Raw genomic sequence first — 23,959 nt, 5'->3', positions numbered from 1 at the left:
CCACGGTCTATAGTCAGTTATCTCACTGACCAGCCGAAGGACCGCGCCATGAATCCGTTCCGAACCCTTGCCGTTGCGCTGCTGCTCAGCGTCGGTTTGTCTGCTCAGGCGTCCGAAGGCGGCAGCGGCGATCCGAACTACACCCTCCACAATCCTCCCGCCTACGCGATGATCGGCGACCTGCTGATTGCCCGACCCTTGCTGGTGGTGGCGACGGTGATCGGTGCGGGGGTGTTTGTGGTGTCGCTGCCGTTTACCGCGCTGGGTGGCGGCATTGGCGATGCAGGCAAGGCGTTGGTGGTCGACCCGGCAAAAGCGACGTTTGTGCGTTGCCTGGGGTGCATCGGGGAGGGGTTTGAACAGCAGCAGTAGCTTTAAAAGCATCGCGGGCAAGCCTTGCTCCTACAGATCGGTGAAATCCTGTAGGAGCAAGGCTTGCCCGCGATGGCGTCAGAACAGACACCAAAATACTTAAGCCTTGCCGGTAATCTTGCGGTACTTCTCCATCAACTGCTCTTCAGTTTCTGGATGGGCTTCATCCAGCGGGATGCAATCCACCGGGCAGACCTGCTGGCATTGCGGCTCGTCGTAGTGGCCGACGCACTGGGTGCACAGGTTCGGGTCGATCACATAGATCTCTTCGCCCTGGGAAATGGCAGCGTTCGGGCACTCGGGTTCGCAGACGTCGCAGTTAATGCAATCGTCGGTGATGATCAGGGACATGGGGCACTCCTGCCGGGGCCGTCGACCCAGGCACATGAAAACTAATGCGCGCAATTGTGCCGCATTGGCGCCCGCAGTGCACGCGGGCGCCGCTTGAGCGGTCGTTACTTCTTGAAGCGCAGGGTCAGGGCGTCGGCGACGACCGGGTGGACGAACTTGGTGATGTCGCCGCCCAGGGCCGCGATTTCACGGACCAGCGTCGAGGAAATGAACGAATAACGTTCCGACGGCGTGAGAAACAGGCTCTCGACGTCCGGCGCCAGTTGGCGATTCATGTTGGCCAGCTGAAATTCGTATTCGAAGTCCGAGACTGCGCGCAAGCCACGCAGGAACACGTTGGCGTTCTGCTCCTTGGCAAAATGTGCAAGCAGCGTCGAAAAGCCGACGACTTCGACGTTCGGCAGATGTTTGGTGACCTCGCGGGCCAGCTCCACACGCTGTTCCAGGGGGAATAGCGGGTTTTTCTTGGGGCTGGCGGCGACGGCGATAATCACATGATCGAACAGGCGCGAGGCGCGTTCGACCAGATCGCCATGGCCCTTGGTAATAGGGTCGAAGGTACCTGGGTACAACACTCGGTTCATCGCGTCGTCCTGGCGGGAATCCGTTGGGGAGTCGGATGGTATCGCAGCCTTCCCGGTCGGCCAAGTCGCCTTTAGGGGAAGAAAGCACTATAGACGGTCCGATTATTGTGCTTTTTCAGGTGTTTTTTAAGCGTTCGGCCAGCGCAGTGGCCAGTTGGGCGGTGAGCCCGTAAACCGATAATTGAGGGTTTGCGCCAATGCTGGTGGGGAACAATGAACCGTCGTGAATCGATAGATTACCCAGTTGATGGTGTCGTCCCAGGCTGTCGGTGACCGCATTTTTCGGGTCTTCGCCCATGGTGCAACCGCCCATCACATGGGCGCTGCCCAACCGGGTCCGGTACAGCTCCAGGCTCAAGCCTTCGATCAGCGTGCGGGCCTCGGCCAGGGTTTTCACGTAGCGCGCATCCGCGTGCATCGGCATCACGGCCTTGGCACCGCCCGCAAACTGGATCTCGGCCATGCTGTGAAACGCGCGCCGCAGCCCATCCCAGGCGTAGGCGGACACCTGATAGTCGAGCACCGGCGTGCCATCGCCGCGTAACTCGACGTGGCCGCCAGGGCTGTCCGGGTGAAAGCCGTCGCGCATCAGTGCGAGCATGGCGTGGGTGTGGGGCAATTGGCGCATGTGTTCGGCGTTCTCACCGCCAAAACCGCCGAGCAGGGTGGTGGCCAGCGCCGGGTGCAACGGCGGGACTTCGAGTTTGTAGGACATCTTGCCGGTGGTGCCGTGCTGCCACTGAAAGTGGTCGGAATAAATCGACTGCGGCGCGCCATAGAACGGGTTGATCACCTCGTCAAACAGCCCGGCGGACATGTTCACCAAGTGCAGGAACGTACGTTTGCCCAGCCGTTCGTGTGGGTCGGGGGCTTCGGAACGCAGCAGTAACGCCGGGCTGTTGATGCCGCCGCCGGCCAACACATAGTGCCGCGCCTTGACGGTGATGCTGCGCCCGGTCGGCGCCACGCAGCGCGCATCCATCGCCACACACTGCAGGCCCGTGACTTGGTCGTCCTTGATCAGCAGCCGCTCGGCACGGGCCAGATAGAGCAGCTCGCCGCCCTTTTCCAGGGTCGCGGGGATGGTCGTCACCAGCATGGATTGCTTGGCGTTGGTCGGGCAGCCCAGGCCGCAGTAGCCCAGGTTCCAGCAGCCGCGCACATTGCGCGGGATCACGTGCCAGCTGTAGCCGAGTTGTTCACAGCCTTTTCTGATCACGTCGTTGTTGGCGTTGGGCGGGACAAGCCAGGGAGCGACGCCGAGGCGCTGTTCCATCTTTTCGAACCAGGGTGCCATGTCGGCGGGGCTGTGGCCCTTGACGTTATGTTCCGTGGCCCAGTGCGTGAGGGTTGGTTCGGGGGTGCGAAAGCTTGAGGTCCAGTTGATCAGTGTGGTGCCGCCGACGGCCCGGCCTTGCAGGATGGTGATCGCGCCGTCCTTGCTCATGCGCCCGATACCTTCCTGATAAAGGCTGGAGTAGGCCTGGTCTTCGAGCATCTTGAAGTCGCTGCTGGTCTTGAGCGGGCCTTCTTCGATCAACAGTACTGTGTAGCCTGCCGCGCTGAGGATTTCGGCGGTGGTGCCACCGCCCGCGCCGCTGCCGATGATCGCAATGTCGGCTTCAAGCTTCAGGTCATTCGCAAGTTGCGAGCCGTCGTAGGTTTTCCAGCCACGGGCCAGGCCTTCGCGGAACGGATCGGGTACAGGCATCTTCAGGCTCTCTTGTTGTTTTGGATTCAGTGGTGATGCGGCTGGCGCCTTCGCGAGCAGGCTCGCCCCACATGGATCGCGAAACCCCTGTGGGAGCGAGCCTGCTCGCGATAGGGGCACCTCGGTCTCAAACGGTAGGCGGCCCGGGATACCCGCAATGCGCCCAAGATTCCGCCCGCCCGTACCAGGCCATCATCACCAGTTGCAGCAGTGAGCTGTGCCCCATGCGCAACAGGCTCAAGGCGCTGTTTTCCCAGCGTTTGAGAAACTGGCGAATGTCATCGCTGCTGGCGTTTTCCCAATGGCCCCAAATCCCGGTCAACGGCCCACGGGTGACCGCCATGGCGAGTACATCGAACAGTTGTTGGGTCAGCTTGAGCATTTCCGGCGACAAGTGATCGAGGTCGTGATCCAGCGATTGCAAGGTGCCGTCGAGGGCTGCCGCACGCTTGTCGGCCGCCACGGCGCCGTCAAGCATCACCGGGATCAGCGCCCGCAGAAACGGTAAATCGCTGCTGCGCAATGCGGCGTAACCGCTGGCCGGCGTGCTGGCCGAACAGCCACTGAGGCTGGCGCCCAATCCCGCCGCCGTCAGGAAGGCACTGGCGCAGAGGCTGAATTTGAGCAGGCCGCGCCGTGACAGCGCGGGAGTTTGGGACAGGCTGGGGTTCATTATTGTTATTACCCGACGGTCGTTTTCAGCGAATGAACAGCTTCTGGATCAGTTTCTGGATCGACTTGCCGTAAGGCGGGTAAATCAGCTTCGCTGCATTGAAACGCTGTTTGATCAGCACACCCTTGGCCTTGCTGAAGGTCAGGAAGCCTTCGTGGCCGTGGTAATGCCCCATTCCTGACGCCCCTATGCCGCCGAAGGGCATATCGTCCTGGGCAACGTGCAACAAGGTGTCGTTCAGGCACACGCCGCCGGAGTGGGTCTCGTTGAGTACGCGGTTCTGTTCGTTCTTGTTGTAGCCGAAGTAATACAGAGCCAACGGACGTGGTCGTTGGTTGATGTAGGCAAATGCCTGATCAAGGTCCCGGTAAGGCACGATTGGCAGCACCGGACCGAAAATTTCGTCCTGCATCACCAGCATGTCATCGCTGACGTTCAGCAGCAGGCTGTGGCCCATGCGCCGGCCCTGGCCTTGTTCGAACAGCGGAATCAGCAGCGCGCCTTTACTGGTGGCGTCGCTGACGTAGTTGTTGAGTCGCGCCAGTTGACGGTCATTGATGATCGCGGTGTAGTCCGGGTTGTCGACGAGTGTCGGATAAAAGCTGCGAACGGCGTGACGGTAGGCTTCGACGAACGAGCCTACACGGTCTTCCGGCACCAGCACGTAGTCCGGCGCGACACAGGTTTGCCCGGCGTTCAGGGTTTTACCGAAGGCGATGCGTTCAGCCGCGTCGCTGAGGGGGACATCGTGAGAAACAATGGCCGGCGACTTGCCGCCGAGTTCGAGGGTGACCGGCGTCAGGTGTTCGGCGGCGGCGCGCATGACGTGCTTGCCGATGCTGGTGGCACCCGTGAACAGCAAGTGATCGAACGGCAGCCGGGAAAAGGCCATGCCGACCTCGGCTTCGCCCAGGACCACGCAGACCAGATCCTGCGGGAAGACCCGGGCCAGCAGTTCCTTGAGCAGTTGCCCGGTTGCGGGGGTCGATTCACTGAGTTTCAGCATCACCCGGTTACCGGCCGACAAGGCTCCCACCAGCGGCCCGATGGCCAGGTACAGCGGATAGTTCCAGGGCACGATCACCCCGACCACGCCCAGCGGCTGATAAACGACTTTGGCTGAGGCGGGCTGAAAGGCCAGGCCTACAGCGCGACGGGATGACTTCATCCAGCCCTTGAGGTGTTTACTGGCGTAATGAATGCCGTGCAGGCTGGGCATCAGTTCGGCAACCAGGGTTTCGTCGGCGCTGCGATGGCTGAAATCCTGGCTGATGGCGTCGATCAAGGCCTGACGCTCATCGCTGAGGATTTCACGCAGGGCCTTGAGCCATTGCAGGCGCTGGGCGGCCGGAGGCATCGGGTTGGCGACGTACGCCTGCCGCTGGGTATCGAACAGGGTTTGGAGTTCGGCCAGATGCTGCTGAGCGTTTTGCAGGTAGGCTATTTCGGCAGACATTGTCGGCTCCGGTTTTATTAGAATGACGAAGTTTTTAGAGTCTATGCTCTAAATTGTCAATCGGGTTTATCGCTCCGACGTGTTTTATCCATCGCCGGATAGGTCGTAAGATGCCCGCCATCGCACATTGAATTAAAGCTCAAGCCATGGCCCCACGAATAAAAACCAGCGAGCGCATCGTGCAGAACAGCCTGGAGCTGTTCAATCAGTTGGGCGAGCGCAGCATCAGTACCAATCACATCGCCGCTCACATGGAGATTTCTCCGGGCAACCTGTACTACCACTTCCCCAACAAGCAGGCGATTATCGCCGTGTTGTTCAGTGAGTACGAAAGCCTGGTGGACAGCTTCCTGCGCCCTCCCCAGGGGCGGGCCGCAACCGTGGAAGACAAGCGCTTTTACTTGCAGGAGTTGCTGTCGGCCATGTGGCGCTACCGGTTCCTGCACCGCGACCTTGAGCATCTGCTTGAGAGCGACGCCGATTTGGCCGCGCGCTATCGACGCTTTTCCCAGCGCTGCCTGATCCATGGCACCGCCATCTACGAAGGATTTGTCGACGCCGGGATCCTCATCATGGACAAAGTCCAGATCGAGTCCTTGACGCTCAATGCCTGGATCATCCTCACGTCCTGGGTACGGTTTCTGTGCACCACGCGGGAAAATTCCAGTCACCTGAGCGAACAAGCCATCAAGCGTGGTGTGTATCAGGTGCTGGTGCTTGAAGCCGGATTCGTCACCGAGCAATCCCGTGAGGCCGTCGACGCGTTGTTCGAAGAGTTTTACGTGCCGTTGGCCCAAGCGTTGGAAGAAGTGCAGTAGGATCGACCTTCGACCCCCATCAGAGGAGCCTGCCATGCCCATTGCGCAACTGATCAGCCCGGTCGAACTGGACCTGAAAAAGAACCAGGCCGGGTTGGTGATTCTCGATTGTCGTTTCGCCCTCGAAGACCCGGACTACGGTCAGCGCAGCTATGCCGAAGGGCACATTGGCGGTGCGCACTATGCCGATTTGGAGCGTGACCTCAGCGGACCGGTGGTCAAGGGTGTCACCGGGAGGCATCCCTTGCCGCAGCCTGGGCACCTGATTGAACGGTTGCAGGCGTGGGGCATCAATGCCGACAGCGATATCGTGTTGTATGACGATGGCCCGGGTGCTTACGCTGCGCGGGCCTGGTGGTTGCTGGCCTGGCTGGGCAAGCGTGACGGCGTGTTCATTCTCGACGGCGGCCTCAAGGCCTGGCATGCGGCAGGGTTGCCCTTGAGCCTTGATTCGGCGCCAAACATGCGCGGGACATTCACCGGTCAATCGGACCCAGGGCTGTTGCTCAGCGCACAGGAGCTGCACAAGCGTCTCGGTCAGCCGACGCTGACCTTGCTGGACGCCCGCGCCGCGCCGCGTTTTCGCGGTGAGGTCGAGCCGATTGACCCGGTCGCGGGCCATATTCCCGGCGCTCACTGTGCAGCGTTCACCGACAACCTGGACAGCGACGGGCGTTTCCTGTCGCCTGCGCAGCTCAAGCAGCGTTTTGCCGCGAAGTTGGGTGATCGCTCGCCGAGCGAACTGGTGGCGTATTGCGGGTCCGGTGTCACGGCGTGCCATAACCTGTTTGCGCTGTGCCTGGCCGGTTATCCGCTGGCGCGGTTATATGCCGGATCGTGGAGCGAATGGATCAACGATCCGCAGCGTGGCATTGCCACGGGCGATTGAGCCACACGGGCCAGTTCAGACCGGCAACTGGCCCATCATCCAGCGCAGTAAAAAGAACACCAGCATCCCGCCGCCGATAGTCGCCAGCAAATGGCGGCTCAGTGCGGCAATGGCAATCGCCACCAGCCCTGCGAGCAAATACGCGTTGTTCAGGTTCAAAGCCCATTGCTGGCCGTCCGGCAGCAACATACCCGGCACGACGATGGCGGTGAGCACCGCCGTGGGTACGTAATGCAGGCCCTGGCGCACCAGCGGCGGGAAGCTCAGGTTGGGCCAGGCGAACAGGCTGTAACGCAGCCCAAACGTGATCGCGGTCATCCCGACAATCAGCCATCCGTAACTCATGAGTGAACCTCCTTGCCTGAAGGGCTGGCCAGTTGCCGGCGCTCCAGCACGACGCCGATGGCTATCCCGCTGAAGGCGGCGGCCATCAACCCGAGTTTGTAGGGCCAGTTGAACGTCATCAGCGCCACGGCGCCGGCCGCCAGTGCCGCGGCAATCTGCGGCTGGTTACGCAGCAACGGCACGACAATGCCGATGAACGTGGCCAGCATGGCGAACTCCAGCCCCCAGCTCGCCAGGTCCGGCACGGCCTGACCGAACAACACCCCCGCCAGTGAACTGACCACCCAGCAGGCGTAAAGCGAACTGGCCACGCCCAGCCAGTACCAGTGGGCCAGGGGCCGTTCGCTGTGCAGCAGGTAAAAGCGCTGGACCACGGCGAAGGTTTCGTCGGTCAGCCAGAACGCCAGCAGCATTCGCCAGCGTTGCGGCAACTGGCTGATGTGAGGTTGCAGGGTGGCGCTGTAGAGCACGTGGCGCAGGTTGACGATGAAAGTGGTCAACAGAATCACCCACACACTGGCAGCGGTCCCGAGCAGGCTCAGGACTATCAGTTGCGCGGAGCCTGCGTAAACGAACACGGACATGCCGACCGCTTGCCAGAGTGTCAGGCCTGCAGCCCCGGCCAGTGTGCCGAAGATCAGGCCGAACGGCAGAATGCCGACCGCCATGGCGAAACTGTCGCGGATACCGAGGGTGTAGAGGTGTTTTCGGGTCATGGAGACTCTCCTTGTGTCGGCATCCTGAGCCACACGCAAAAAGCCTGTCTTGAACGATCTTGCAGATGACTCCGTGCCTACGAGGGACTGCCGATTTGCCGGGCGCTGCGGTACGCGCCGGGGCCGACGCCGTAAACCTGTTTGAACTGGCGGCTCAGGTGGCTCTGATCGGCGAAACCCAGTTGGCTGGCGACTTCCAGCGGCAGGCAACCTCCCTGCAACAGTGCGCGGGCCTGGGCGATCCGCTGCTGCATGAGCCAGGTATGTGGCGGCAGGCCGGTGGCGCGACGGAACACCCGGGCGAAGTGAAACGGCGACAGGCTCACCGCGGTCGCCAATGCCTCCAGCGATGGCGGCGTTGCCAATTGCGAGCGCATCAGTTCCTTGGCCAACGCGATGGCCCGGTGCTCCCGGCCGGGGCGGCCGGGCTGTGGTACGCCGGCATGGCGTTGCAGCAACGCCAGCATCATTTCCCGCCACACGGTCTGTTGTTGCAGCGCGCTGGCGGGGCTTTCCAGCAAACGGTGCAATTGGCAGAACCCGTTTACCAGGTCCGGGTCGCGGTACAGCGTCGCACCAAACGTCGGCAGGTGAGTGGCGGGCAATTCGAGTTCGGCCAGCAGCGAAAGAATCTGCGGGTTGTCGGGGTAAAACGCACGGTACAGCCAGCCGTCGTCGGTACCTTTGTGGCCGGTGTGCAGTTCGTCCGGGTTGATCAGCACCAGCGTCCCGCTGCCCGCGAGGTGTTCGGCGCCGCGATAGCGATAGCGCTGGGCACCGGCCATGATCAGGCCAATCACAAAGCCGTCATGCACATGGGGCACGAAGCGCTGTTCGATGTAGCGTGCGGACAGCAGTTCGACCCCGGCCAGCGGTGCAGTTTGCCAGAAGCGGATCGACTCGCCCGACATGGTTCAACCACGCTCCAGGTCAGTCAGCCATTGCGGGATTCGCCGTTCCAGGTAGTAACCCGGTCTGTTCACGGAACCGTCGACGAAGCCGACATGCCCACCCTTGACCTGTAGTTCGAATCGGGTGCAGGTCGACAACTCGCCGGGCTCGGGCAGGCTGTGTGGGAATACGAACGGGTCGTCCGCGGCCTGGATAATCAGCGTTCGGGTGCGGATTTCCCCCAGAAAATAGCGACTGGATGCGCGTCGGTAATAGTCTTCGGCGTCCAGGAAACCGTTCAGCGGTGCGGTCACCCGGCCATCGAAATCCCAGAACGTGCGCATGTTCTCCAGCGAGCCCAGCCCGGCCAGTGTCGCCAGGCCATCGTGGCGGCCGTCATGTTGAAACTGGCGTTGTTTGGTTTTGATATAGGCGAGCATCTCGCGCATGAAATGCGCCTGATAGACCTTGGAAAACCCCTGGTCGATACGGTCGGCGCACTGGTCGAGGCGAAACGGTACCGACACCGCCACAGCGCCCTGCAAGCCGCTGCTGCTGCCGGTTTCGCCCAGATGCTTGAGCAGCACATTGCCGCCCAGTGAGTACCCCACGGCATACAACGGCGCCAGGGGCCGCGAGGCCCGAAGATGGCTGATGGCTTCGGCAAGGTCTTCGCTGGCGCCGGAGTGGTAGCTGCGTGGTAACAGATTCGGCTCGCCCGAACAGCCGCGCCAGTTCAGCGCGACACTGGCCCAGCCCAGGCCGGCCAGGGCTTTTTGCAGGCCGGCGACGTAGGGGGAATTGGAGGAACCGGTCAGCCCGTGCAGCACCAGCACCAGCGGTGCTTCGGCGCTGTGCGGGCCATGCCAGTCGAGATCGAGGAAGTCACCGTCCGCCAGCCACAGGCGTTCACGCGGGCGTTCAAGGTGAGTGGTTTTGCGCCACAGCGGGCCCCACAAGGTTTGCAGGTGCGGGTTGCCCAGGCCGAAGGCGGGGATGAAGCGGTCAGGCGGTGTGGACACGGTTGTTCTCGATGCAGCGGTGCATACCTGGACTGTAGACCCCCGGTACGCACCTTGTTCAGGCCGGTCGGTTAACCGGCGATCTCTGCCACACGGTGCCACAACGCGTAGTAGACGCGCCCGGATTTTTGTTCACGGTGCAGGCGCCAGCTTCCCGGCAGGCCGAGGGTCGACGGGGCGTTTTCGCTTTCGGTGTACACCCAGGCGTCATCGGCCAGCCATTGCCGTTCTTCGAGCAGCGCACAGACCGTGGGCAGCAGGTTCTGGTTGAACGGTGGGTCGAGGAACACCAGGTCGTACGGTGTAGCGGTCTGGGTTTCCAGATAACGCAAGGCGTCGGCGGTCTGGACCTGGCCAACAGTGCAGCGCAGCGTTCCCAGATGTTCTTTCAGGCTGGAAACCGCCAGGTTGCTGGCGTCGAGCGCCTGGCCCATGGCAGCGCCACGGGACAGGGCTTCGAGGAACAGTGCGCCGCTGCCGGTAAACGGGTCGAGCACTTTGGCCCCGGCGACGTACGGCGCCAACCAGTTGAACAGGGTTTCGCGCACCCGGTCCGGTGTCGGGCGCAGGCCCGGGGCATCGGGGAAGCTCAGCTTTCGGCTGCGCCATTCGCCGCCGATGATGCGCAATTGGTTCACGCCGTTATGCACGTTGTGAACAGGTTTTTTAGGATGGGCCATTAATGCTCCGGAACCCCGAGCGGCTGCTCGGAAGGTTTGTCAGTAGGGGCCGGTAACGGCTGTTGTGGCACGGTCGGGCCAGCGGTGACGATGACCATTTTGTCCGTGCTGAGGTGTTTGTTCATGGCCGCTTTGACCTGCTCGACGGTCAGGCTCTGGGACTGACGCATGAAGTCTTCGAGGTAGCTCAGCGGCAAGTTGTAGAAACCCATGGCGCCCAATTGGCCGACGATATCGGCGTTGCTGGCGGTGGACAGCGGGAAGCTGCCGGCCAGTTCACGCTTGGCGTCGTCGAGTTCTTTCTGGGTCGGGCCTTTTTCAAGGTAGTCAGCGAGTACATCCTGCACCAGTTTGAGGGTGCCTTCGCTCATCTCGGCGCGGGTTTGCAGGTTGATCATGAACGGACCACGGGCCTGCATCGGCGAGAAACCGGAGTAAACGCCGTAGGTCAGGCCGCGTTTCTCACGCACTTCGCTCATCAGTCGGGTACCGAAACCACCGCCCCCGAGGATTTGGTTGCCCAGCGACACAGCGGCGTAGTCCGGATCATCGCGATCAATGCCCAGTTGCGCGAGCATCAGGTTGGTCTGCTTGGACGGGAACTCGATATGCGTGACGCCCGCCTTGGGTTCGACCGCCCCCGGGATTTTCGCCAGTGCCGGGCCGTGGGGCAGGGCGCTGGAAACCTGTGCAGCAATGGTTTCGGCTTCACTGCGCGACAGGTCACCGACCAGCGCGATCACAACGTTGCCGGCGGCATAGGCTTTCTCGTGGAACGCCCGCACTTGCGCCTGGGTGATCAACGGGATGCTTTTGGCGGTGCCATCGCTAGGGTTCGCGTACGGGTGATCACCGTACAGGCGCTTCATCAGTTCGATGCTCGCCAGTTTGCCGGGGTTCTGTTTCTGGTATTCGAGGCCGGCAAGCATCTGGTTTTTGATCCGCGCCAGCGAATCGGCAGGCAAGGTCGGCTTGCCGACGACTTCGGCGAACAGCTTGAGCGCCGGCTCGCGTTTATCCACGGCACTCAGGCTGCGCAGCGACGCGACGGCCATGTCTTTGTAGGCGCCGTTGCCAAAGTCCGCGCCCAGGCCTTCGAAGCCTTGAGCGATGGCGCTGACATCCTTGCCCGCCACGCCTTCGTTGAGCATGGCGTTGGTCAGTATGGCCAGGCCTGGCGACGCGCCGTCCTGGCTGCTGCCGGCGGCGAAGATCAGGCGCAGGTCGAACATCGGCAACTCGGGGGCGGCAACGAACAGTACTTTGGCGCCTTCGGCCGTGGTCCAGGTCTGTACGTCCAGTGCGCGGTGGCTGGGCGCCTTGCCGTCAAGTTCGGCCAGCGATTGCAGCTGTTTGCTGGCCTTGGCTTTATCGAGGGCTTCGCTGGCGTTGGAGGTGTCCGAACGGCTGAGGTAGAAACCCGCCGAGCCGAGCAGCGAGACGACCACCAGCCCGATCAGGGCCAGGCGTGATTGTTTGCGCTCACTCATGAGCTGTCTCCTCGGGCAGTACATGCGCAACGCTGAGACGTTCGCGAGTGAAATAGAGGGTGGCGGCCTTCTGGATATCTTCCGGGGTCACGCTTTGCAGCTCGGCGAGTTCGGTGTCCATCAGCTTCCAGGACAGCCCGACGGTTTCCAACTGACCGATGGAGGTGGCCTGGCTGGTAATCGAGTCACGCTCGTACACCAGGCCGGCGATGACCTGGGCACGCACGCGCTCCAGTTCTTCGGCGGACGGCGCGGTGGTTTTCAGTTGTTCGAGCAGTTTCCACAAACCGGCTTCGGCCTGGGCGATGGTTTTGTGTTTCTGGGTGTTTGGGGTGGCCGACAGGGTGAACAGGCTGTCGCCACGGGTGTAGGCGTCGTAGCTCGACGAGCCGCCGGACACCAGTTCCTGACCGCGCTCCAGCTGGGTCGGGATGCGTGCGCTGTAACCGCCGTCGAGCAGTGCCGCGATCAGGCGCAGGGCGTTGATCGAGCGTTTGTCGGTGGCGGTCGCGATGCTCGGCACGTTGAAGGCCAGCATCAGGCTTGGCAGTTGGGTCTTCACGTGCAGGGTGATCTGCCGTTCGCCGGGTTCGGCCAGTTCCAGCGGGATCTTGGCCGGGGGCACGTCGCGTCTCGGGATCGGCCCGAAGTAGCGCTGGGCCAGGGCTTTGACTTCATCCGGGGTTACATCGCCGACTACCACCAGCGTGGCGTTGTTCGGCACGTACCAGGACTGATACCAATGGCGCAGCTCTTCAACTTTCATGCGGTCCAGGTCCGCCATCCAGCCGATGGTTGGCGTGTGATAGCCGCTGGCCGGGTAGGCCATGGCCTTGAAGCGCTCGTAGGCCTTGGACATCGGTTTGTCGTCGGTGCGCAGGCGGCGTTCTTCCTTGATCACTTCGATCTCGCGGCTGAACTCGTCGGGCGGCAGGCGCAGGCTGGCCATGCGGTCGGCTTCCAGCTCAAAGGCCACGCCCAGGCGGTCGCGGGCCAGCACCTGGTAGTACGCGGTGAAGTCGTCGCTGGTGAAGGCGTTTTCTTCAGCGCCCAGGTCGCGCAGGATCAGAGATGCTTCACCGGGGCCAACCTTCTCGCTGCCCTTGAACATCATGTGTTCCAGGGCGTGGGACAAACCGGTCTGGCCCGGGGTTTCGTAGCTGGAACCGACCTTGTACCAGACCTGGGAAACCACCACTGGCGCGCGATGGTCTTCGCGCACAACGACTTTAAGGCCGTTGTCGAGGGTAAATTCGTGGGTCGGTTGTGGGTCGGCAGCCAAAGCTGAAAGGGGCAGACAAACTGTGCTGAACAGCAGGCCTGCGGCGCGGCGGGCTAGAGCATTCATTCGTGTTTTAACCTGTTGGGCTACCCGCTTGGTCTTAGCCTGTACGGGTGAGGAGGTGCTAGGATAACGATCCGTTTTACTGGCGGCCACGCCTATCCGGCTTTTATGCCTGATCAGGTTGTATGGGTTCCCGGCGGAAAGCCTTGGTTTATCAGCTAAACTCCGCTTTTTCGCCGATTTTGCCAGTCCAGTCCTTCGTGAAGTCGATCTTTGAGGTGCCGCTGAGCACTTCGACAAAATATTGCGCGTGAACAAGCTGGGTTAAACGCAGTCTGTTCTGCATCGAATACTTATCTGCCGAGGCGCCGGATTGGCGCGTCGCTACCGTGAGATAGCCGTCCTCCATGTTTGGTTCCAACGACGACAAGAAGACCCCAGCTGCGGCTGGCGAGAAAAAAAGCCTGTTCGGATGGCTGCGCAAAAAACCGCAGGAACCCGTCGTTGAACAGCCACAGCCCGAGCCGATCGTCGAAGTGGCGGTCATCGACGCTGCGCCCGTTGCCCCGGCACCGGCACCGATTGTGGCGCCGATTGCCGAGCCGGTGTTGCAGCCAGTTGTTGAATCAGCAGAGCCAGAAATTGTGCCGCTGACGCCGCACGCCGAGCACAAGCCGTGGTTGACACTGCCCGTGGCGGAAGAACCGGTGGCGCTGGTTGAAGACGAATTGACCCCGCACATTGTCCCGCCGATCCCGGCGCCGACCGATACGCAGCAAGCCGTGGAACTGCTGGTGGTCGAGACGCATCCGGTGGTGGAGCCGGTTGTGGTCGAACCCGATGTGCCAGAGCAGGTGATTGCGGCATTCGTGGCGCCCGAACCGGTTCGTATGCCCGAAGCCGCGCCGGTTGTGGTCGCAGCGCCCGTTGCGCCAATCGTCCCGGTTGCCCCGGTTGTCGAGGCTGCGGTCGTCGCCGAGCCGGCCCAAGCCGAAGACAATAAAGTCGGTTTCTTCGCCCGCCTCAAACAAGGCCTGTCCAAGACCAGCGCCAGCATCGGCGAAGGCATGGCCAGCCTGTTCCTGGGCAAAAAACTGATCGATGATGAACTGCTCGAAGACATCGAAACCCGTTTGCTGACCGCCGACGTGGGCGTTGAAGCGACCTCGGTGATCATCCAGAACCTGACCCAGAAGGTCGCGCGCAAGCAATTGGCTGACGCCGATGCGTTGTACAAATCTTTGCAGGCCGAGTTGGCAGGCATGCTCAAACCCGTCGAGCAGCCGCTGAAAATCACCTCGCAGAACAAGCCGTTCGTGATTCTGGTGGTGGGCGTCAACGGCGCCGGCAAAACCACCACCATTGGCAAACTGGCCAAGAAGCTGCAACTCGAAGGCAAGAAAGTCATGCTCGCGGCGGGTGACACCTTCCGTGCAGCGGCAGTCGAGCAATTGCAGGTCTGGGGCGAGCGCAACAATATTGCCGTGATCGCCCAGCACACAGGGGCAGACTCGGCTTCGGTGATTTTCGACGCCGTGCAGGCCGCCAAGGCGCGAAATATCGACGTGTTGATCGCCGACACCGCGGGTCGCCTGCACACCAAAGACAACCTGATGGAAGAACTGAAAAAGGTTCGCCGGGTGATCGGCAAGCTCGACGCCGAGGCGCCGCACGAAGTGTTGCTGGTGCTAGACGCCGGTACGGGCCAGAACGCCATCAACCAGGCCAAGCAATTCAACCAGACGGTCGAACTGACCGGCCTGGCCCTGACCAAGCTCGACGGTACGGCCAAAGGCGGGGTTATCTTCGCCCTGGCCAAGCAGTTTGGCCTGCCGATCCGCTACATTGGGGTCGGTGAAGGCATCGATGACTTGCGTACCTTTGAAGCAGAACCCTTTGTCCAGGCACTGTTTGCCGAGCGGGAGCGTTCATGATTCGTTTCGAACAGGTCGGTAAACGCTATCCGAACGGTCACGTCGGCTTGCATGAGCTGAGCTTTCGAGTCCGTCGGGGCGAGTTCTTGTTTGTCACCGGCCATTCCGGGGCTGGTAAAAGTACCTTGCTGCGCCTGTTGCTGGCCATGGAGCGCCCGACCACCGGCAAGCTGCTGCTGGCCGGGCAGGACCTGGGCACCATCAGCAACGCGCAGATTCCGTTCTTGCGTCGGCAGATTGGCGTGGTGTTTCAAAACCATCAGCTATTGTTCGACCGCACGGTGTTCAACAACGTCGCCTTGCCGCTGCAGATCCTTGGCCTGTCCAAAGCTGAAATCGCCAAGCGCGTGGATTCGGCGCTGGAGCGTGTTGCGCTCTCGGACAAGACCGACCTGTACCCAGGCGACCTGTCCACCGGCCAGCAGCAGCGTGTCGGTATCGCTCGCGCCATCGTTCACCGCCCGGCCTTGCTGCTGGCGGATGAGCCGACCGGTAACCTCGACCCGCGCCTGGCGGCGGAAATCATGGGCGTGTTTGAAGACATCAACCGTCTGGGTACCAGCGTATTGATCGCCAGTCACGACCTGGCACTGATCGCACGCATGCGCCACCGCATGCTGACGCTGCAACGTGGCCGATTGATCGGCGACGGGGAGGCCGGGGTATGAGTGCAACACGCAGCCCGAAAGTGGCCGAACGGGTGGCCCCCAAGGCCTCCGATCCGCAGGGGCCAAAGAAAAAACGCGACGAAGACGACGGCCCTGACTTCGGCACTTTGCTGCGGGCATGGATTGAAAGCCACCGTGCCAGCTTGGTCGACAGCCTGCGACGCCTGGGCAAGCAGCCAATCGGCAGCTTCTTTACCTGCCTGGTGATGGCGGTTGCCCTGAGCCTGCCGATGGGGTTGTCGCTGCTGCTCAACAACGTCGAACGCTTGGGCGGTTCCTGGCAGCGTGCGGCGCAGATTTCGCTGTACCTGCAGATCGACGCCAGCGCCAATGACGGTGAGCAACTGCGCGACCAGATCAAGGCGTTGCCGGGTGTGAGCGATGCCGAGTACATCAGCCGTGAACAGGCACTGGAAGAGTTTCAGCAACAGTCTGGCCTGGGCGAGGCGCTCAAGGAGTTGCCGCACAATCCGCTGCCGGGCGTGGTGTTGGTGACCCCGAACGAAGTCGACAAAGCGACTCTGGAAGCATTAAGACAAAGACTTTCCGAGTTGCCGAAGGTACAGCAGGCTCAACTTGATCTAGTCTGGGTCGAGCGTTTGGCGGCGATCCTCAAGCTGGGCGAGCGGTTTGTCTTCGGTCTGACCGTGCTTCTGGTTTCTGCATTACTTTTGGTGATAGGCAATACCATTCGTCTTCATATTGAAAACCGCCGCACAGAGATAGAAGTGATTAAACTCGTCGGCGGCACGGACAGCTATGTGCGTAGGCCTTTTCTGTATATGGGCGCGCTTTATGGCTTCGGTGCAGGGATTCTTTCGTGGGGTGTATTGGCGTTCGGGCTGAACTGGCTGAACGACGCAGTGGTCGGGCTGGCCGGTTTGTACGGCAGTGATTTTGCCTTGGCGGGCGTGCCGGTTGCCGATGGTCTATCACTCTTGCTAGGCGCAGTGCTGTTAGGGTATATCGGTGCTTGGATTGCGGTAGCACGCCACTTGAGAGAGCTTGCGCCGAAGTAGTGTCTTTTTGCTTGTATGACCTTTCAGCGTGTAGGGGAACTTGTCTTAGGGTTCCCGGTCAATTTTCGCAGTGCTGAACTGCACGAGTTATGTGAGTCGGAGGTTTTTTCGTATGACCACTTCTTTGCAACCTGCTTATGCTCTGGTCCCAGGCGCGAACCTGGAGGCTTATGTGCACACGGTGAACAGCATTCCTTTGCTGACACCGGAGCAGGAGCGTGAACTGGCCGAGAGTCTCTACTATGAGCAGGATTTGGGGGCGGCTCGGCAGATGGTGCTCGCCCACCTGCGTTTTGTTGTACATATTGCCCGCAGCTATTCCGGCTACGGCCTGGCCCAGGCTGACCTGATCCAGGAAGGCAATGTCGGCCTGATGAAAGCGGTCAAGCGCTTCAACCCGGAAATGGGTGTGCGCCTGGTGTCCTTTGCGGTGCACTGGATCAAGGCTGAAATCCACGAATTTATCCTGCGCAACTGGCGCATCGTGAAAGTCGCAACCACCAAGGCTCAGCGCAAGCTGTTCTTCAACCTGCGCAGCCAGAAAAAACGCCTGGCATGGCTGAACAACGAAGAAGTCCATCGCGTGGCTGAAAGCCTCGGTGTAGAGCCGCGGGAAGTGCGCGAGATGGAAAGTCGCCTGACGGGCCATGACATGGCGTTCGACCCGGCCGCGGAAGCGGACGACGACAGCGCTTTCCAGTCGCCCGCCAACTATCTGGAAGACCACCGGTACGACCCGGCCCGTCAACTGGAAGACGCCGACTGGACCGACAACTCAACCAGCAACCTGCACGAAGCGCTGGAAGTGCTGGACGACCGCAGCCGTGACATCCTCTACCAGCGCTGGCTGGCAGAAGAGAAAGCCACGCTGCACGACCTGGCGCAGAAGTACAACGTGTCGGCCGAGCGGATCCGTCAGCTCGAGAAGAGCGCGATGAACAAGCTCAAACTGTCGATCGCCGCCTAACCGGCGCGCAAGGCAATAAAAAACGCCCCGATCATGGATCGGGGCGTTTTTGTTTGTGCCCGATAATCCTGGAACAACACAAAACCAATGTGGGAGCGGGCTTGCTCGCGAAGGCGGTGTAACAGTCAACTGAGATGTTGAATGTTATGGCCTCTTCGCGAGCAAGCCCGCTCCCACAGGGGATCTCCAGGGTTACTGGTTCCAAGGTGCCGGGCGCGAATCGTTGAGTCCGGTCAGGTAGCTATCGCCGCCCAGTTGGCTCATCTGCTGCCGGATCCAGCCTGCCCGCCGCAATACATACGGGCTTGGATGGCTGGCACTCCAGACGCGAGGGTTGGGCAATACCGCCGCCAGCAGACTGGCTTGCTGGCGGCTCAGCGAGCGGGCGCCGATGCCAAAGTGATGCCGGGCAGCCGCTTCGGCACCGAACACGCCTTCATCCCACTCCACGCTGTTGAGGTACACCTCAAGAATCCGTTGTTTGGGCCAGAACACTTCGATCAGCCCGGTAAACCAGGCTTCCAGCCCCTTGCGCAGCCAGCTGCGGCCGGACCACAGGAACAGGTTCTTGGAGACTTGCTGGCTCAAGGTGCTGGCGCCACGGATCGAGCCGCCACGTCCGTTATGGGCCAGTGCGGCCTGAATCGCGCCGAAATCAAACCCCCAGTGCTCAGGGAATTTCTGGTCCTCGCCGGCCATAACCGCGACTTTCAGGTCGTCGGAGATGTTTTCCCATGGCTGCCAGCTACGTTGCAGGTCGATAGGCTCGCCATCGAACCAGGATTCGATCTTGCGCTCGACCATCAGCGTGGTTCCCGGTGGTGGGACAAAGCGAAACACCAACACCAGTAACACGCTACCGCCCGCGAACCAGAGCAGGGCTTTTGTGAAACGGCGGAAAAATAAACGCAGCATAGAGATGGCTTGGCCGAACCCGTCGAGCGGGCCATTATACAGACCCTGCTCAATGATTCTGACTGGAGTTCTCCATGCTGCGTGGCTTCCTGATGCTGGCCGCCTTCTTCGGTTTTACCGGCGTTGCCTTGGGGGCGTTTGCCGCCCACGGCCTGAAAAACCGCCTGAGCGCCGATTACCTGGCGATTTTCCATACCGGCGTCACCTACCAACTGGTGCACACCCTGGCGCTGCTGGGCGTTGCCCTGTTGGCTACGCAGGTTCCGGGGCGTTTGATCACCTGGGCCGGCGCCTCGTTTGCCATCGGTATTGTGCTGTTCTCCGGCAGCTTGTACCTGCTGACCCTGACGGGCGTCAGTGCGCTTGGCATTGTCACGCCGTTCGGCGGTTTGGCCTTCCTGGCAGGCTGGTTTTGCCTGGGGCTGGCGGCGTGGCGCTTGCAGTCGGCGAATTGATCTGACCGACAGGTCCATTTCAAGACGAATGGCTTGGGTCGGCCTGACTGATCGGGCTAGAATGCTGGCCCCTAAAAATGATGGCGGCATCTGGCATGCGCATTCAGTTGAACGGCGAATCCCTTGAACTGCCCGACGGTGAAACCGTTGCGGCCCTGCTGGCCCGTCTGGAACTGACCGGACGCCGGGTGGCGGTCGAACTCAATCTGGATATCGTCCCGCGCAGCCAACACGCTGAAACCACGCTGAACGACGGCGATTCGGTTGAAGTGGTACACGCCATCGGCGGCGGCTAGAGCGCAAACACTGTGAAAACTACTGCGGGCTTCGCACGTAATACATGGCTTTTAATAAACAGGCTCGGAATGCTCATTTACAACCCGTAGACTCCGCTTCCTCGTCTGTTTTTGCCTTGTCTTCCCTTCGCTCGCTACGTTTTCACAGCGTTTGCCAAATATAGAATTCTGCAAGAACCTCACCCCAACAGAGGATTTCCCATGAGCATCGTTCGTAGCGACAAGCCTTTCGTCCTGGCCGGTCGTACTTACCAGTCGCGTTTGCTGGTAGGTACCGGCAAGTACCGCGACATGGAAGAAACCCGCCTGGCCATCGAAGCCTCGGGCGCCGAAATCGTGACCGTCGCCGTGCGTCGGACCAACATCGGCCAGAATCCGGGTGAGCCGAACCTGCTCGACATTTTGCCGCCGGATCGCTACACCATCCTGCCGAACACCGCCGGTTGCTATGACGCCATCGAAGCTGTGCGCACCTGCCGCCTGGCCCGTGAGCTGCTCGATGGTCACAACCTGGTGAAGCTGGAAGTGCTGGCCGACCAGAAAACCCTGTTCCCCAACGTGATCGAAACCCTCAAGGCCGCCGAAACGCTGGTCAAGGAAGGTTTCGACGTGATGGTTTACACCAGCGATGACCCGATCATTGCCCGTCAACTGGCGGAAATCGGCTGCATCGCGGTCATGCCGCTGGCCGGTCTGATCGGCACGGGCCTGGGGATCTGCAACCCGTACAACCTGCAGATCATCCTCGAAGAAGCCAAGATCCCCGTGCTGGTGGATGCCGGTGTCGGGACTGCCTCCGATGCCACCATCGCCATGGAACTGGGCTGCGAAGCGGTGCTGATGAACTCGGCCATCGCCAATGCGCAGCAGCCGATCATGATGGCCGAAGCCATGAAGCACGCCATTGTGGCCGGTCGTCTGGCGTACCTCGCCGGGCGCATGCCGAAAAAACTCTATGCCAGCGCGTCCTCGCCGCTGGATGGTCTGATCAAGTAAGAGCCATTGATGACTGAATCGAACGACACGCCAATCGCGCCTGAAGAAGGCGAAGAGCGCCAACACCGCCGTATCAAGAGTTTCGTGATGCGCGCCGGGCGCATGACGGAAGGCCAGCAAAAAGGCCTGGAGCAGGGCACGCCGCTGTTCGTGCTGCCATTGGCCGATGCGCCGGTGGACTTCGACCAGGTGTTCGGCCGCTCGGCACCGCGCTCGCTGGAAATCGGTTTCGGCATGGGCCATTCGCTGCTGGAAATGGCCGCCGCTGCACCGGATCAGGACTTCATCGGCGTTGAAGTGCACCGTCCAGGTGTCGGCGCGCTGCTCAATGGCGTGCTGACGCAAGGCCTGACTAACCTGCGGGTCTACGATTGCGACGCGATCGAAGTGCTCAACCGTTGCGTGGCCGACAACAGCCTTGATCGCCTGATGCTGTTTTTCCCGGACCCGTGGCACAAGAGCCGCCACCACAAGCGTCGTATCGTTCAGGCGTCGTTTGCTGAACTGGTGCGCAGCAAGTTGAAGGTCGGCGGTGTGCTGCACATGGCCACCGACTGGGAACCGTATGCCGAGTACATGCTGGAAGTGATGAACGTCGCGCCGGGCTACCGCAACCTCGCCGAAGACGGCAAGTGCGTGCCACGCCCGACCGAACGTCCGATCACCAAGTTCGAACGCCGCGGCGAACGTCTTGGGCATGGCGTGTGGGATTTGAAGTTCGAAAAACTGGCTTAAGCCGTAACACAATCCAATGTGGGAGCGGGCTTGCTCGCGAAGGCGGTGTAACAGTCAACTGAGATGTTGAATGTTAGGGCCTCTTCGCGAGCAAGCCCGCCCCCACAGTTGTTTTGTGTCTGGCCGAAATTTAGCGGCGGTCGGCGACCACGCCGATCAATACCAGCACCACCAGCAACACGGGCGCCAGGCTGTAGTTGTTGAACTGGCTCAAGCCTTTAACGATCCACGGCGTGGCGTAGATCAGGGCGGCGCCGCTGCCGATCACGCACAGCAGGGCCATCAACGGGACGCGCAACGCACCGGCAATGTTGCCCAGGCGTTGCTCGACCCAGCCTTTGAAGTCCGCGCCAAACAGCACCAGCAAACACCCCACCAATGCCAGCGCGATCTCCGACAGGTTGCTGCGGCTCCAGCGGGACACGGTGGCGAGCAGGTCGAGTACCAGATCCATTCGATTTCCTTATGTCAGAAAATTCTGTAGCAAGTCATTGAGAAACAGCTGTCCGCGCATCGTCGCCGCCAGACGTGACGGTTCGACCTGCAACAGGCCACTTTGTTCGGCCTCGCGCCGGCCTTCGGCAAGGCTTTCCAGAGGTAGCCCGGTGCGCTCGGGATACACGTGCGCCTCGACGCCTTCGGTCAAGCGCAGGGCGTTCATCAGGAACTCGAAGGGCAGCTCATCATTGGTCAGGGCTTTCGAACCTGCCTGAAAGCTCTTGGCCGGGTTGAGGTAGTCCTTGGGCAGGCGAGTCTTCCAGGTGCGCACAATGCGTCCGTCCGGGTGACTGAGCTTGCCGTGGGCGCCCGCGCCGATGCCGATGAAGTCGCCAAAACTCCAGTAGTTGAGGTTGTGCCGCGCCGCACGACCGGGCTGGGCATACGCCGAGACTTCGTACTGGGCGTAACCGTGTTCGGCCAGCAGCGCTTGCCCGGCCTCCTGAATATCCCACAGGGTGTCGTCCTCGGGCAGGGTCGGCGGCTGATTCCAGAACACCGTGTTCGGCTCCAGCGTCAGCTGATACCAGGACAGGTGGGTCGGTTTCAGGGCGATGGCCTGACGCAGATCGGCGAGGGCATCGTCCAGGGACTGATCGGGCAAGCCGTGCATCAGGTCCAGGTTGAAATTGTCGAACCCGGCCTGACGGGCCATGCCAGCGGCGCGGATCGCTTCGTCGCCGTTATGAATCCGGCCCAGTGCCTTGAGCTTTTCTTGCTGGAAGCTCTGGATGCCGATCGACAGGCGATTGATGCCCAGGGCGCGGTAAGCGACGAACTTTTCCTGTTCGAAGGTTCCCGGGTTGGCTTCCAGGGTGATTTCGATGTCACTGGCGAACGGGATGCGTTGCTCCACGCCTCTGAGCAGTCGGCCCAACGCCTGGGCGCTGAACAGGCTCGGTGTGCCGCCACCGAAGAAAATCGAACTCAGTTCGCGGCCGTACACCGCGTGAAGGTCCTGATCAAGGTCGGCCAGCAACGCGTCGACGTACTCTTCTTCCGGCAGCACTACGCTTGCGGTGTGGGAATTGAAGTCGCAATACGGGCATTTGCGTACGCACCACGGGATGTGGATGTACAGCGCCAGCGGCGGCAAGACCGGCAAAGCCGCCCGAGGCGTTTGCGCGCCGCCGACAATCAGCGGCAACGCGGAGTGATCGTGGGTCATTGCAGGCCCAGACGCTGGCGCAGCAAGTCCATTGCACGGGCGCGGTGGCTGAGCTGGTTCTTCTCGGCCGGGCTCAGTTCGGCGCTGGAGCAGTCGCGTTCCGGCACCCAGAACAGCGGATCGTAGCCAAAGCCGTGTTCACCGCTGGCCTGGGTCAGGATGCGGCCGTGCCACAGGCCTTCACACAGAATGGGCAGCGGATCGTCGGCGTGACGCACCAGCGCCAGCACGCAGACGAACTGCGCACCGCGTTCGGCCTGCGGCACGTCCTTCAAGGCGTCCAGCAGTTTGGCGTTGTTCGCCGTATCGCCCTGGCCGTCGGCATAACGTGCCGAATAGATGCCCGGCGCACCGCCGAGGAAGTCCACGGCCAGCCCCGAGTCGTCGGCCAGCGCCGGCAAACCGGAAATGCGCGACGCGTTGCGGGCCTTGAGAATGGCGTTTTCGACGAACGACAGGCCGGTTTCTTCCGGCTCTACGCTGCTGAACTCGCCAATCGAGCGCAGGTGCACCGATTCGCCGAGCATGGCCTGGAGTTCTTTGAGTTTGCCGGCGTTATGGCTGGCCAATACGAGTTGCGTGAAGTTGATCATTCGCCGGGGAACAGCTCTTGGTTGAAGTTGATGGTGTTGATTTTGTCACCGGTCTGCACCTTGATCTCAAAGGTGCGGGTTTCCTGCTGGTCGACCGGGTACTGCGCCAGGTAGTAGATCGCGCCCTGTTCGGTGACCTGTTTGAAGTTCAGCGTCACACTTTTGCTGGTCAGGTCTTTCACGGTGCCGGTGACGCTGGCGACCATCGGTTGACCGGCCTTGATCACCGAGACGTTGATTACGCCCTGATTCTTGCTGCGGATCAGTTCGGCGGCTTTGGCAATGTCCGGTTGAATGAACGTCGAGTTGAAGGTGTTGTAGTGCACCGTCACGTCGCCAAAGGTTTCCTGGCGATCGCTTTTGATGGCTTCAGCCGCCATGGCGCTGACGCTCAGGCAGGCGGTTAACAGAAGCAGGGCTAGACGACCCATG

29 protein-coding genes are annotated in these 23,959 nt (G+C 61.3%); 11 read left to right on the top strand and 18 right to left on the bottom strand.

Translation table 11 applies throughout. The features are described 5' to 3' along the window. Positions 1–48 precede the first annotated feature (48 nt). Complete coding sequence (locus AC1Z1G_RS25700) at positions 49–372, top strand: multidrug transporter (protein ID WP_483623256.1); 324 nt, start codon at positions 49–51, stop codon at positions 370–372. A 99-nt stretch (positions 373–471) separates the two neighbouring features. Here the strand turns inward: AC1Z1G_RS25700 and AC1Z1G_RS25695 are convergent, their stop codons facing one another. The 5 genes from AC1Z1G_RS25695 to AC1Z1G_RS25675 form a co-directional block, all read right to left on the bottom strand. Further along, complete coding sequence (locus AC1Z1G_RS25695; protein ID WP_003195146.1) at positions 472–723, bottom strand: YfhL family 4Fe-4S dicluster ferredoxin; 252 nt, start codon at positions 721–723, stop codon at positions 472–474. 104 nt (positions 724–827) lie between these two features. Further along, a complete protein-coding gene (gene coaD, locus AC1Z1G_RS25690) occupies positions 828–1,307 on the bottom strand; it encodes a pantetheine-phosphate adenylyltransferase (RefSeq protein ID WP_008019993.1) in 480 nt (159 codons plus the stop codon). A gap of 115 nt (positions 1,308–1,422) precedes the next feature. After that, positions 1,423–3,018, bottom strand: coding sequence for a GMC family oxidoreductase (locus tag AC1Z1G_RS25685; RefSeq protein ID WP_483623254.1), 1,596 nt, complete (start codon positions 3,016–3,018; stop codon positions 1,423–1,425). A 127-nt stretch (positions 3,019–3,145) separates the two neighbouring features. Then, positions 3,146–3,691, bottom strand: coding sequence for a twin-arginine translocation pathway signal protein (locus AC1Z1G_RS25680; protein WP_483623252.1), 546 nt, complete (start codon positions 3,689–3,691; stop codon positions 3,146–3,148). Positions 3,692–3,716: 25 nt separating this feature from the next. Next, positions 3,717–5,147 (bottom strand): coniferyl aldehyde dehydrogenase, encoded by a 1,431-nt coding sequence (locus tag AC1Z1G_RS25675; protein ID WP_483623250.1) that lies wholly within the window; start codon positions 5,145–5,147, stop codon positions 3,717–3,719. A 146-nt stretch (positions 5,148–5,293) separates the two neighbouring features. On the opposite strand from AC1Z1G_RS25675, the gene AC1Z1G_RS25670 reads away from it, so the two are divergent. Beyond that, positions 5,294–5,965, top strand: coding sequence for a TetR/AcrR family transcriptional regulator (locus tag AC1Z1G_RS25670; RefSeq protein WP_483623248.1), 672 nt, complete (start codon positions 5,294–5,296; stop codon positions 5,963–5,965). Between the two features lie 34 nt (positions 5,966–5,999). Next, complete coding sequence (locus tag AC1Z1G_RS25665) at positions 6,000–6,854, top strand: sulfurtransferase (protein ID WP_483623246.1); 855 nt, start codon at positions 6,000–6,002, stop codon at positions 6,852–6,854. Between the two features lie 15 nt (positions 6,855–6,869). On the opposite strand, the gene AC1Z1G_RS25660 is transcribed toward AC1Z1G_RS25665, so the two are convergent. From AC1Z1G_RS25660 to AC1Z1G_RS25625, 8 genes are all read right to left on the bottom strand, one after another. Beyond that, the gene (locus tag AC1Z1G_RS25660; protein ID WP_483623244.1) at positions 6,870–7,199 is read right to left on the bottom strand and encodes an AzlD domain-containing protein; all 330 of its coding nucleotides are present in this window, start codon (positions 7,197–7,199) and stop codon (positions 6,870–6,872) included. Then, positions 7,196–7,915 (bottom strand): AzlC family ABC transporter permease, encoded by a 720-nt coding sequence (locus AC1Z1G_RS25655; RefSeq protein WP_483623242.1) that lies wholly within the window; start codon positions 7,913–7,915, stop codon positions 7,196–7,198. The genes AC1Z1G_RS25660 and AC1Z1G_RS25655 overlap by 4 nt, the downstream gene beginning before the upstream one ends. A 77-nt stretch (positions 7,916–7,992) precedes the next feature. Continuing rightward, positions 7,993–8,826 (bottom strand): AraC family transcriptional regulator, encoded by an 834-nt coding sequence (locus tag AC1Z1G_RS25650; RefSeq protein WP_483623240.1) that lies wholly within the window; start codon positions 8,824–8,826, stop codon positions 7,993–7,995. Between the two features lie 3 nt (positions 8,827–8,829). Next, positions 8,830–9,828: a hydrolase gene (locus tag AC1Z1G_RS25645; RefSeq protein WP_483623238.1), complete on the bottom strand. Its 999-nt coding sequence runs from the start codon at positions 9,826–9,828 to the stop codon at positions 8,830–8,832. A gap of 71 nt (positions 9,829–9,899) precedes the next feature. Continuing rightward, on the bottom strand, positions 9,900–10,508 hold the full coding sequence (gene rsmD / locus AC1Z1G_RS25640; protein ID WP_483623236.1) for a 16S rRNA (guanine(966)-N(2))-methyltransferase RsmD: 609 nt from the start codon (positions 10,506–10,508) through the stop codon (positions 9,900–9,902). Beyond that, positions 10,508–11,998, bottom strand: a complete 1,491-nt coding sequence (locus tag AC1Z1G_RS25635) for a M16 family metallopeptidase (RefSeq protein WP_483623234.1) — start codon at positions 11,996–11,998, stop codon at positions 10,508–10,510. The genes rsmD and AC1Z1G_RS25635 overlap by 1 nt, the downstream gene beginning before the upstream one ends. Continuing rightward, the gene (locus AC1Z1G_RS25630; protein ID WP_483623232.1) at positions 11,991–13,346 is read right to left on the bottom strand and encodes a M16 family metallopeptidase; all 1,356 of its coding nucleotides are present in this window, start codon (positions 13,344–13,346) and stop codon (positions 11,991–11,993) included. The genes AC1Z1G_RS25635 and AC1Z1G_RS25630 overlap by 8 nt, the downstream gene beginning before the upstream one ends. Positions 13,347–13,497: 151 nt before the next feature. Further along, on the bottom strand, positions 13,498–13,692 hold the full coding sequence (locus AC1Z1G_RS25625; RefSeq protein WP_483623230.1) for a hypothetical protein: 195 nt from the start codon (positions 13,690–13,692) through the stop codon (positions 13,498–13,500). On the opposite strand from AC1Z1G_RS25625, the gene ftsY reads away from it, so the two are divergent. The 4 genes from ftsY (at position 13,691) to rpoH (ending at position 17,871) form a co-directional block, all read left to right on the top strand. Continuing rightward, positions 13,691–15,217 carry a signal recognition particle-docking protein FtsY gene (ftsY, locus tag AC1Z1G_RS25620; RefSeq protein ID WP_483623228.1) on the top strand — a complete coding sequence of 509 codons (1,527 nt, stop codon included), beginning with the start codon at positions 13,691–13,693 and terminating at the stop codon, positions 15,215–15,217. The genes AC1Z1G_RS25625 and ftsY overlap by 2 nt on opposite strands. Then, positions 15,214–15,885 carry a cell division ATP-binding protein FtsE gene (gene ftsE, locus AC1Z1G_RS25615; RefSeq protein WP_017341290.1) on the top strand — a complete coding sequence of 224 codons (672 nt, stop codon included), beginning with the start codon at positions 15,214–15,216 and terminating at the stop codon, positions 15,883–15,885. Before ftsY ends, ftsE begins: the two co-directional genes overlap by 4 nt. Continuing rightward, on the top strand, positions 15,882–16,904 hold the full coding sequence (gene ftsX, locus AC1Z1G_RS25610) for a permease-like cell division protein FtsX (protein ID WP_483623226.1): 1,023 nt from the start codon (positions 15,882–15,884) through the stop codon (positions 16,902–16,904). The genes ftsE and ftsX overlap by 4 nt, the downstream gene beginning before the upstream one ends. A 112-nt stretch (positions 16,905–17,016) precedes the next feature. Continuing rightward, positions 17,017–17,871: an RNA polymerase sigma factor RpoH gene (gene rpoH, locus AC1Z1G_RS25605; protein WP_123426423.1), complete on the top strand. Its 855-nt coding sequence runs from the start codon at positions 17,017–17,019 to the stop codon at positions 17,869–17,871. A 192-nt stretch (positions 17,872–18,063) separates the two neighbouring features. On the opposite strand, the gene mtgA is transcribed toward rpoH, so the two are convergent. Further along, positions 18,064–18,786 carry a monofunctional biosynthetic peptidoglycan transglycosylase gene (mtgA, locus tag AC1Z1G_RS25600; protein WP_483623224.1) on the bottom strand — a complete coding sequence of 241 codons (723 nt, stop codon included), beginning with the start codon at positions 18,784–18,786 and terminating at the stop codon, positions 18,064–18,066. 74 nt (positions 18,787–18,860) lie between these two features. Between mtgA and AC1Z1G_RS25595 the strand changes: the two genes are divergently transcribed. The 4 genes from AC1Z1G_RS25595 (at position 18,861) to trmB (ending at position 21,268) form a co-directional block, all read left to right on the top strand. Next, a complete protein-coding gene (locus AC1Z1G_RS25595) occupies positions 18,861–19,241 on the top strand; it encodes a DUF423 domain-containing protein (RefSeq protein ID WP_483623222.1) in 381 nt (126 codons plus the stop codon). Positions 19,242–19,336: 95 nt separating this feature from the next. After that, positions 19,337–19,537, top strand: coding sequence for a sulfur carrier protein ThiS (gene thiS, locus AC1Z1G_RS25590; protein WP_483623220.1), 201 nt, complete (start codon positions 19,337–19,339; stop codon positions 19,535–19,537). A gap of 201 nt (positions 19,538–19,738) precedes the next feature. Beyond that, the gene (locus tag AC1Z1G_RS25585; RefSeq protein WP_017845016.1) at positions 19,739–20,533 is read left to right on the top strand and encodes a thiazole synthase; all 795 of its coding nucleotides are present in this window, start codon (positions 19,739–19,741) and stop codon (positions 20,531–20,533) included. Between the two features lie 9 nt (positions 20,534–20,542). Next, on the top strand, positions 20,543–21,268 hold the full coding sequence (gene trmB, locus AC1Z1G_RS25580; RefSeq protein WP_483623217.1) for a tRNA (guanosine(46)-N7)-methyltransferase TrmB: 726 nt from the start codon (positions 20,543–20,545) through the stop codon (positions 21,266–21,268). A gap of 130 nt (positions 21,269–21,398) precedes the next feature. Here trmB and AC1Z1G_RS25575 read toward each other — a convergent pair whose 3' ends face one another. Genes AC1Z1G_RS25575 through AC1Z1G_RS25560 form a run of 4 tightly spaced genes read right to left on the bottom strand, consistent with a single transcriptional unit; the run spans position 21,399 to position 23,958 of the window. After that, positions 21,399–21,722 (bottom strand): DUF3392 domain-containing protein, encoded by a 324-nt coding sequence (locus AC1Z1G_RS25575; protein ID WP_483623215.1) that lies wholly within the window; start codon positions 21,720–21,722, stop codon positions 21,399–21,401. A gap of 9 nt (positions 21,723–21,731) precedes the next feature. Next, a complete protein-coding gene (gene hemW / locus AC1Z1G_RS25570; protein ID WP_483623213.1) occupies positions 21,732–22,934 on the bottom strand; it encodes a radical SAM family heme chaperone HemW in 1,203 nt (400 codons plus the stop codon). Continuing rightward, on the bottom strand, positions 22,931–23,527 hold the full coding sequence (gene rdgB / locus AC1Z1G_RS25565; RefSeq protein WP_483623211.1) for an RdgB/HAM1 family non-canonical purine NTP pyrophosphatase: 597 nt from the start codon (positions 23,525–23,527) through the stop codon (positions 22,931–22,933). The genes hemW and rdgB overlap by 4 nt, the downstream gene beginning before the upstream one ends. After that, positions 23,524–23,958: a DUF4426 domain-containing protein gene (locus AC1Z1G_RS25560; RefSeq protein ID WP_347902520.1), complete on the bottom strand. Its 435-nt coding sequence runs from the start codon at positions 23,956–23,958 to the stop codon at positions 23,524–23,526. The genes rdgB and AC1Z1G_RS25560 overlap by 4 nt, the downstream gene beginning before the upstream one ends. Position 23,959: the final 1 nt, after the last annotated feature.

Source organism: Pseudomonas sp. JL27(2026), assembly GCF_056933555.1.
The sequence above is the reverse complement of the archived record's forward strand: the minus strand, read 5'-3'. Positions and strand labels throughout refer to the sequence as shown.

Bases quoted from the DNA above. Each gene is read 5' to 3' on its own strand.
- AC1Z1G_RS25575 (WP_483623215.1), bottom strand. From the start codon at position 21,722: ATGGATCTGGTACTCGACCTGCTCGCCACCGTGTCCCGCTGGAGCCGC.
- trmB (WP_483623217.1), top strand. From the start codon at position 20,543: ATGACTGAATCGAACGACACGCCAATCGCGCCTGAAGAAGGCGAAGAG.
- AC1Z1G_RS25700 (WP_483623256.1), top strand. From the start codon at position 49: ATGAATCCGTTCCGAACCCTTGCCGTTGCGCTGCTGCTCAGCGTCGGT.
- AC1Z1G_RS25660 (WP_483623244.1), bottom strand. From the start codon at position 7,199: ATGAGTTACGGATGGCTGATTGTCGGGATGACCGCGATCACGTTTGGG.
- mtgA (WP_483623224.1), bottom strand. From the start codon at position 18,786: ATGCTGCGTTTATTTTTCCGCCGTTTCACAAAAGCCCTGCTCTGGTTC.
- rsmD (WP_483623236.1), bottom strand. From the start codon at position 10,508: ATGGCCCATCCTAAAAAACCTGTTCACAACGTGCATAACGGCGTGAAC.
- AC1Z1G_RS25665 (WP_483623246.1), top strand. From the start codon at position 6,000: ATGCCCATTGCGCAACTGATCAGCCCGGTCGAACTGGACCTGAAAAAG.
- ftsE (WP_017341290.1), top strand. From the start codon at position 15,214: ATGATTCGTTTCGAACAGGTCGGTAAACGCTATCCGAACGGTCACGTC.
- hemW (WP_483623213.1), bottom strand. From the start codon at position 22,934: ATGACCCACGATCACTCCGCGTTGCCGCTGATTGTCGGCGGCGCGCAA.
- AC1Z1G_RS25680 (WP_483623252.1), bottom strand. From the start codon at position 3,691: ATGAACCCCAGCCTGTCCCAAACTCCCGCGCTGTCACGGCGCGGCCTG.
- thiS (WP_483623220.1), top strand. From the start codon at position 19,337: ATGCGCATTCAGTTGAACGGCGAATCCCTTGAACTGCCCGACGGTGAA.
- ftsY (WP_483623228.1), top strand. From the start codon at position 13,691: ATGTTTGGTTCCAACGACGACAAGAAGACCCCAGCTGCGGCTGGCGAG.
- AC1Z1G_RS25695 (WP_003195146.1), bottom strand. From the start codon at position 723: ATGTCCCTGATCATCACCGACGATTGCATTAACTGCGACGTCTGCGAA.
- AC1Z1G_RS25685 (WP_483623254.1), bottom strand. From the start codon at position 3,018: ATGCCTGTACCCGATCCGTTCCGCGAAGGCCTGGCCCGTGGCTGGAAA.
- AC1Z1G_RS25595 (WP_483623222.1), top strand. From the start codon at position 18,861: ATGCTGCGTGGCTTCCTGATGCTGGCCGCCTTCTTCGGTTTTACCGGC.
- AC1Z1G_RS25670 (WP_483623248.1), top strand. From the start codon at position 5,294: ATGGCCCCACGAATAAAAACCAGCGAGCGCATCGTGCAGAACAGCCTG.
- AC1Z1G_RS25625 (WP_483623230.1), bottom strand. From the start codon at position 13,692: ATGGAGGACGGCTATCTCACGGTAGCGACGCGCCAATCCGGCGCCTCG.
- AC1Z1G_RS25635 (WP_483623234.1), bottom strand. From the start codon at position 11,998: ATGAGTGAGCGCAAACAATCACGCCTGGCCCTGATCGGGCTGGTGGTC.
- AC1Z1G_RS25585 (WP_017845016.1), top strand. From the start codon at position 19,739: ATGAGCATCGTTCGTAGCGACAAGCCTTTCGTCCTGGCCGGTCGTACT.
- rdgB (WP_483623211.1), bottom strand. From the start codon at position 23,527: ATGATCAACTTCACGCAACTCGTATTGGCCAGCCATAACGCCGGCAAA.
- AC1Z1G_RS25655 (WP_483623242.1), bottom strand. From the start codon at position 7,915: ATGACCCGAAAACACCTCTACACCCTCGGTATCCGCGACAGTTTCGCC.
- coaD (WP_008019993.1), bottom strand. From the start codon at position 1,307: ATGAACCGAGTGTTGTACCCAGGTACCTTCGACCCTATTACCAAGGGC.
- AC1Z1G_RS25630 (WP_483623232.1), bottom strand. From the start codon at position 13,346: ATGAATGCTCTAGCCCGCCGCGCCGCAGGCCTGCTGTTCAGCACAGTT.
- ftsX (WP_483623226.1), top strand. From the start codon at position 15,882: ATGAGTGCAACACGCAGCCCGAAAGTGGCCGAACGGGTGGCCCCCAAG.
- rpoH (WP_123426423.1), top strand. From the start codon at position 17,017: ATGACCACTTCTTTGCAACCTGCTTATGCTCTGGTCCCAGGCGCGAAC.
- AC1Z1G_RS25675 (WP_483623250.1), bottom strand. From the start codon at position 5,147: ATGTCTGCCGAAATAGCCTACCTGCAAAACGCTCAGCAGCATCTGGCC.
- AC1Z1G_RS25650 (WP_483623240.1), bottom strand. From the start codon at position 8,826: ATGTCGGGCGAGTCGATCCGCTTCTGGCAAACTGCACCGCTGGCCGGG.
- AC1Z1G_RS25560 (WP_347902520.1), bottom strand. From the start codon at position 23,958: ATGGGTCGTCTAGCCCTGCTTCTGTTAACCGCCTGCCTGAGCGTCAGC.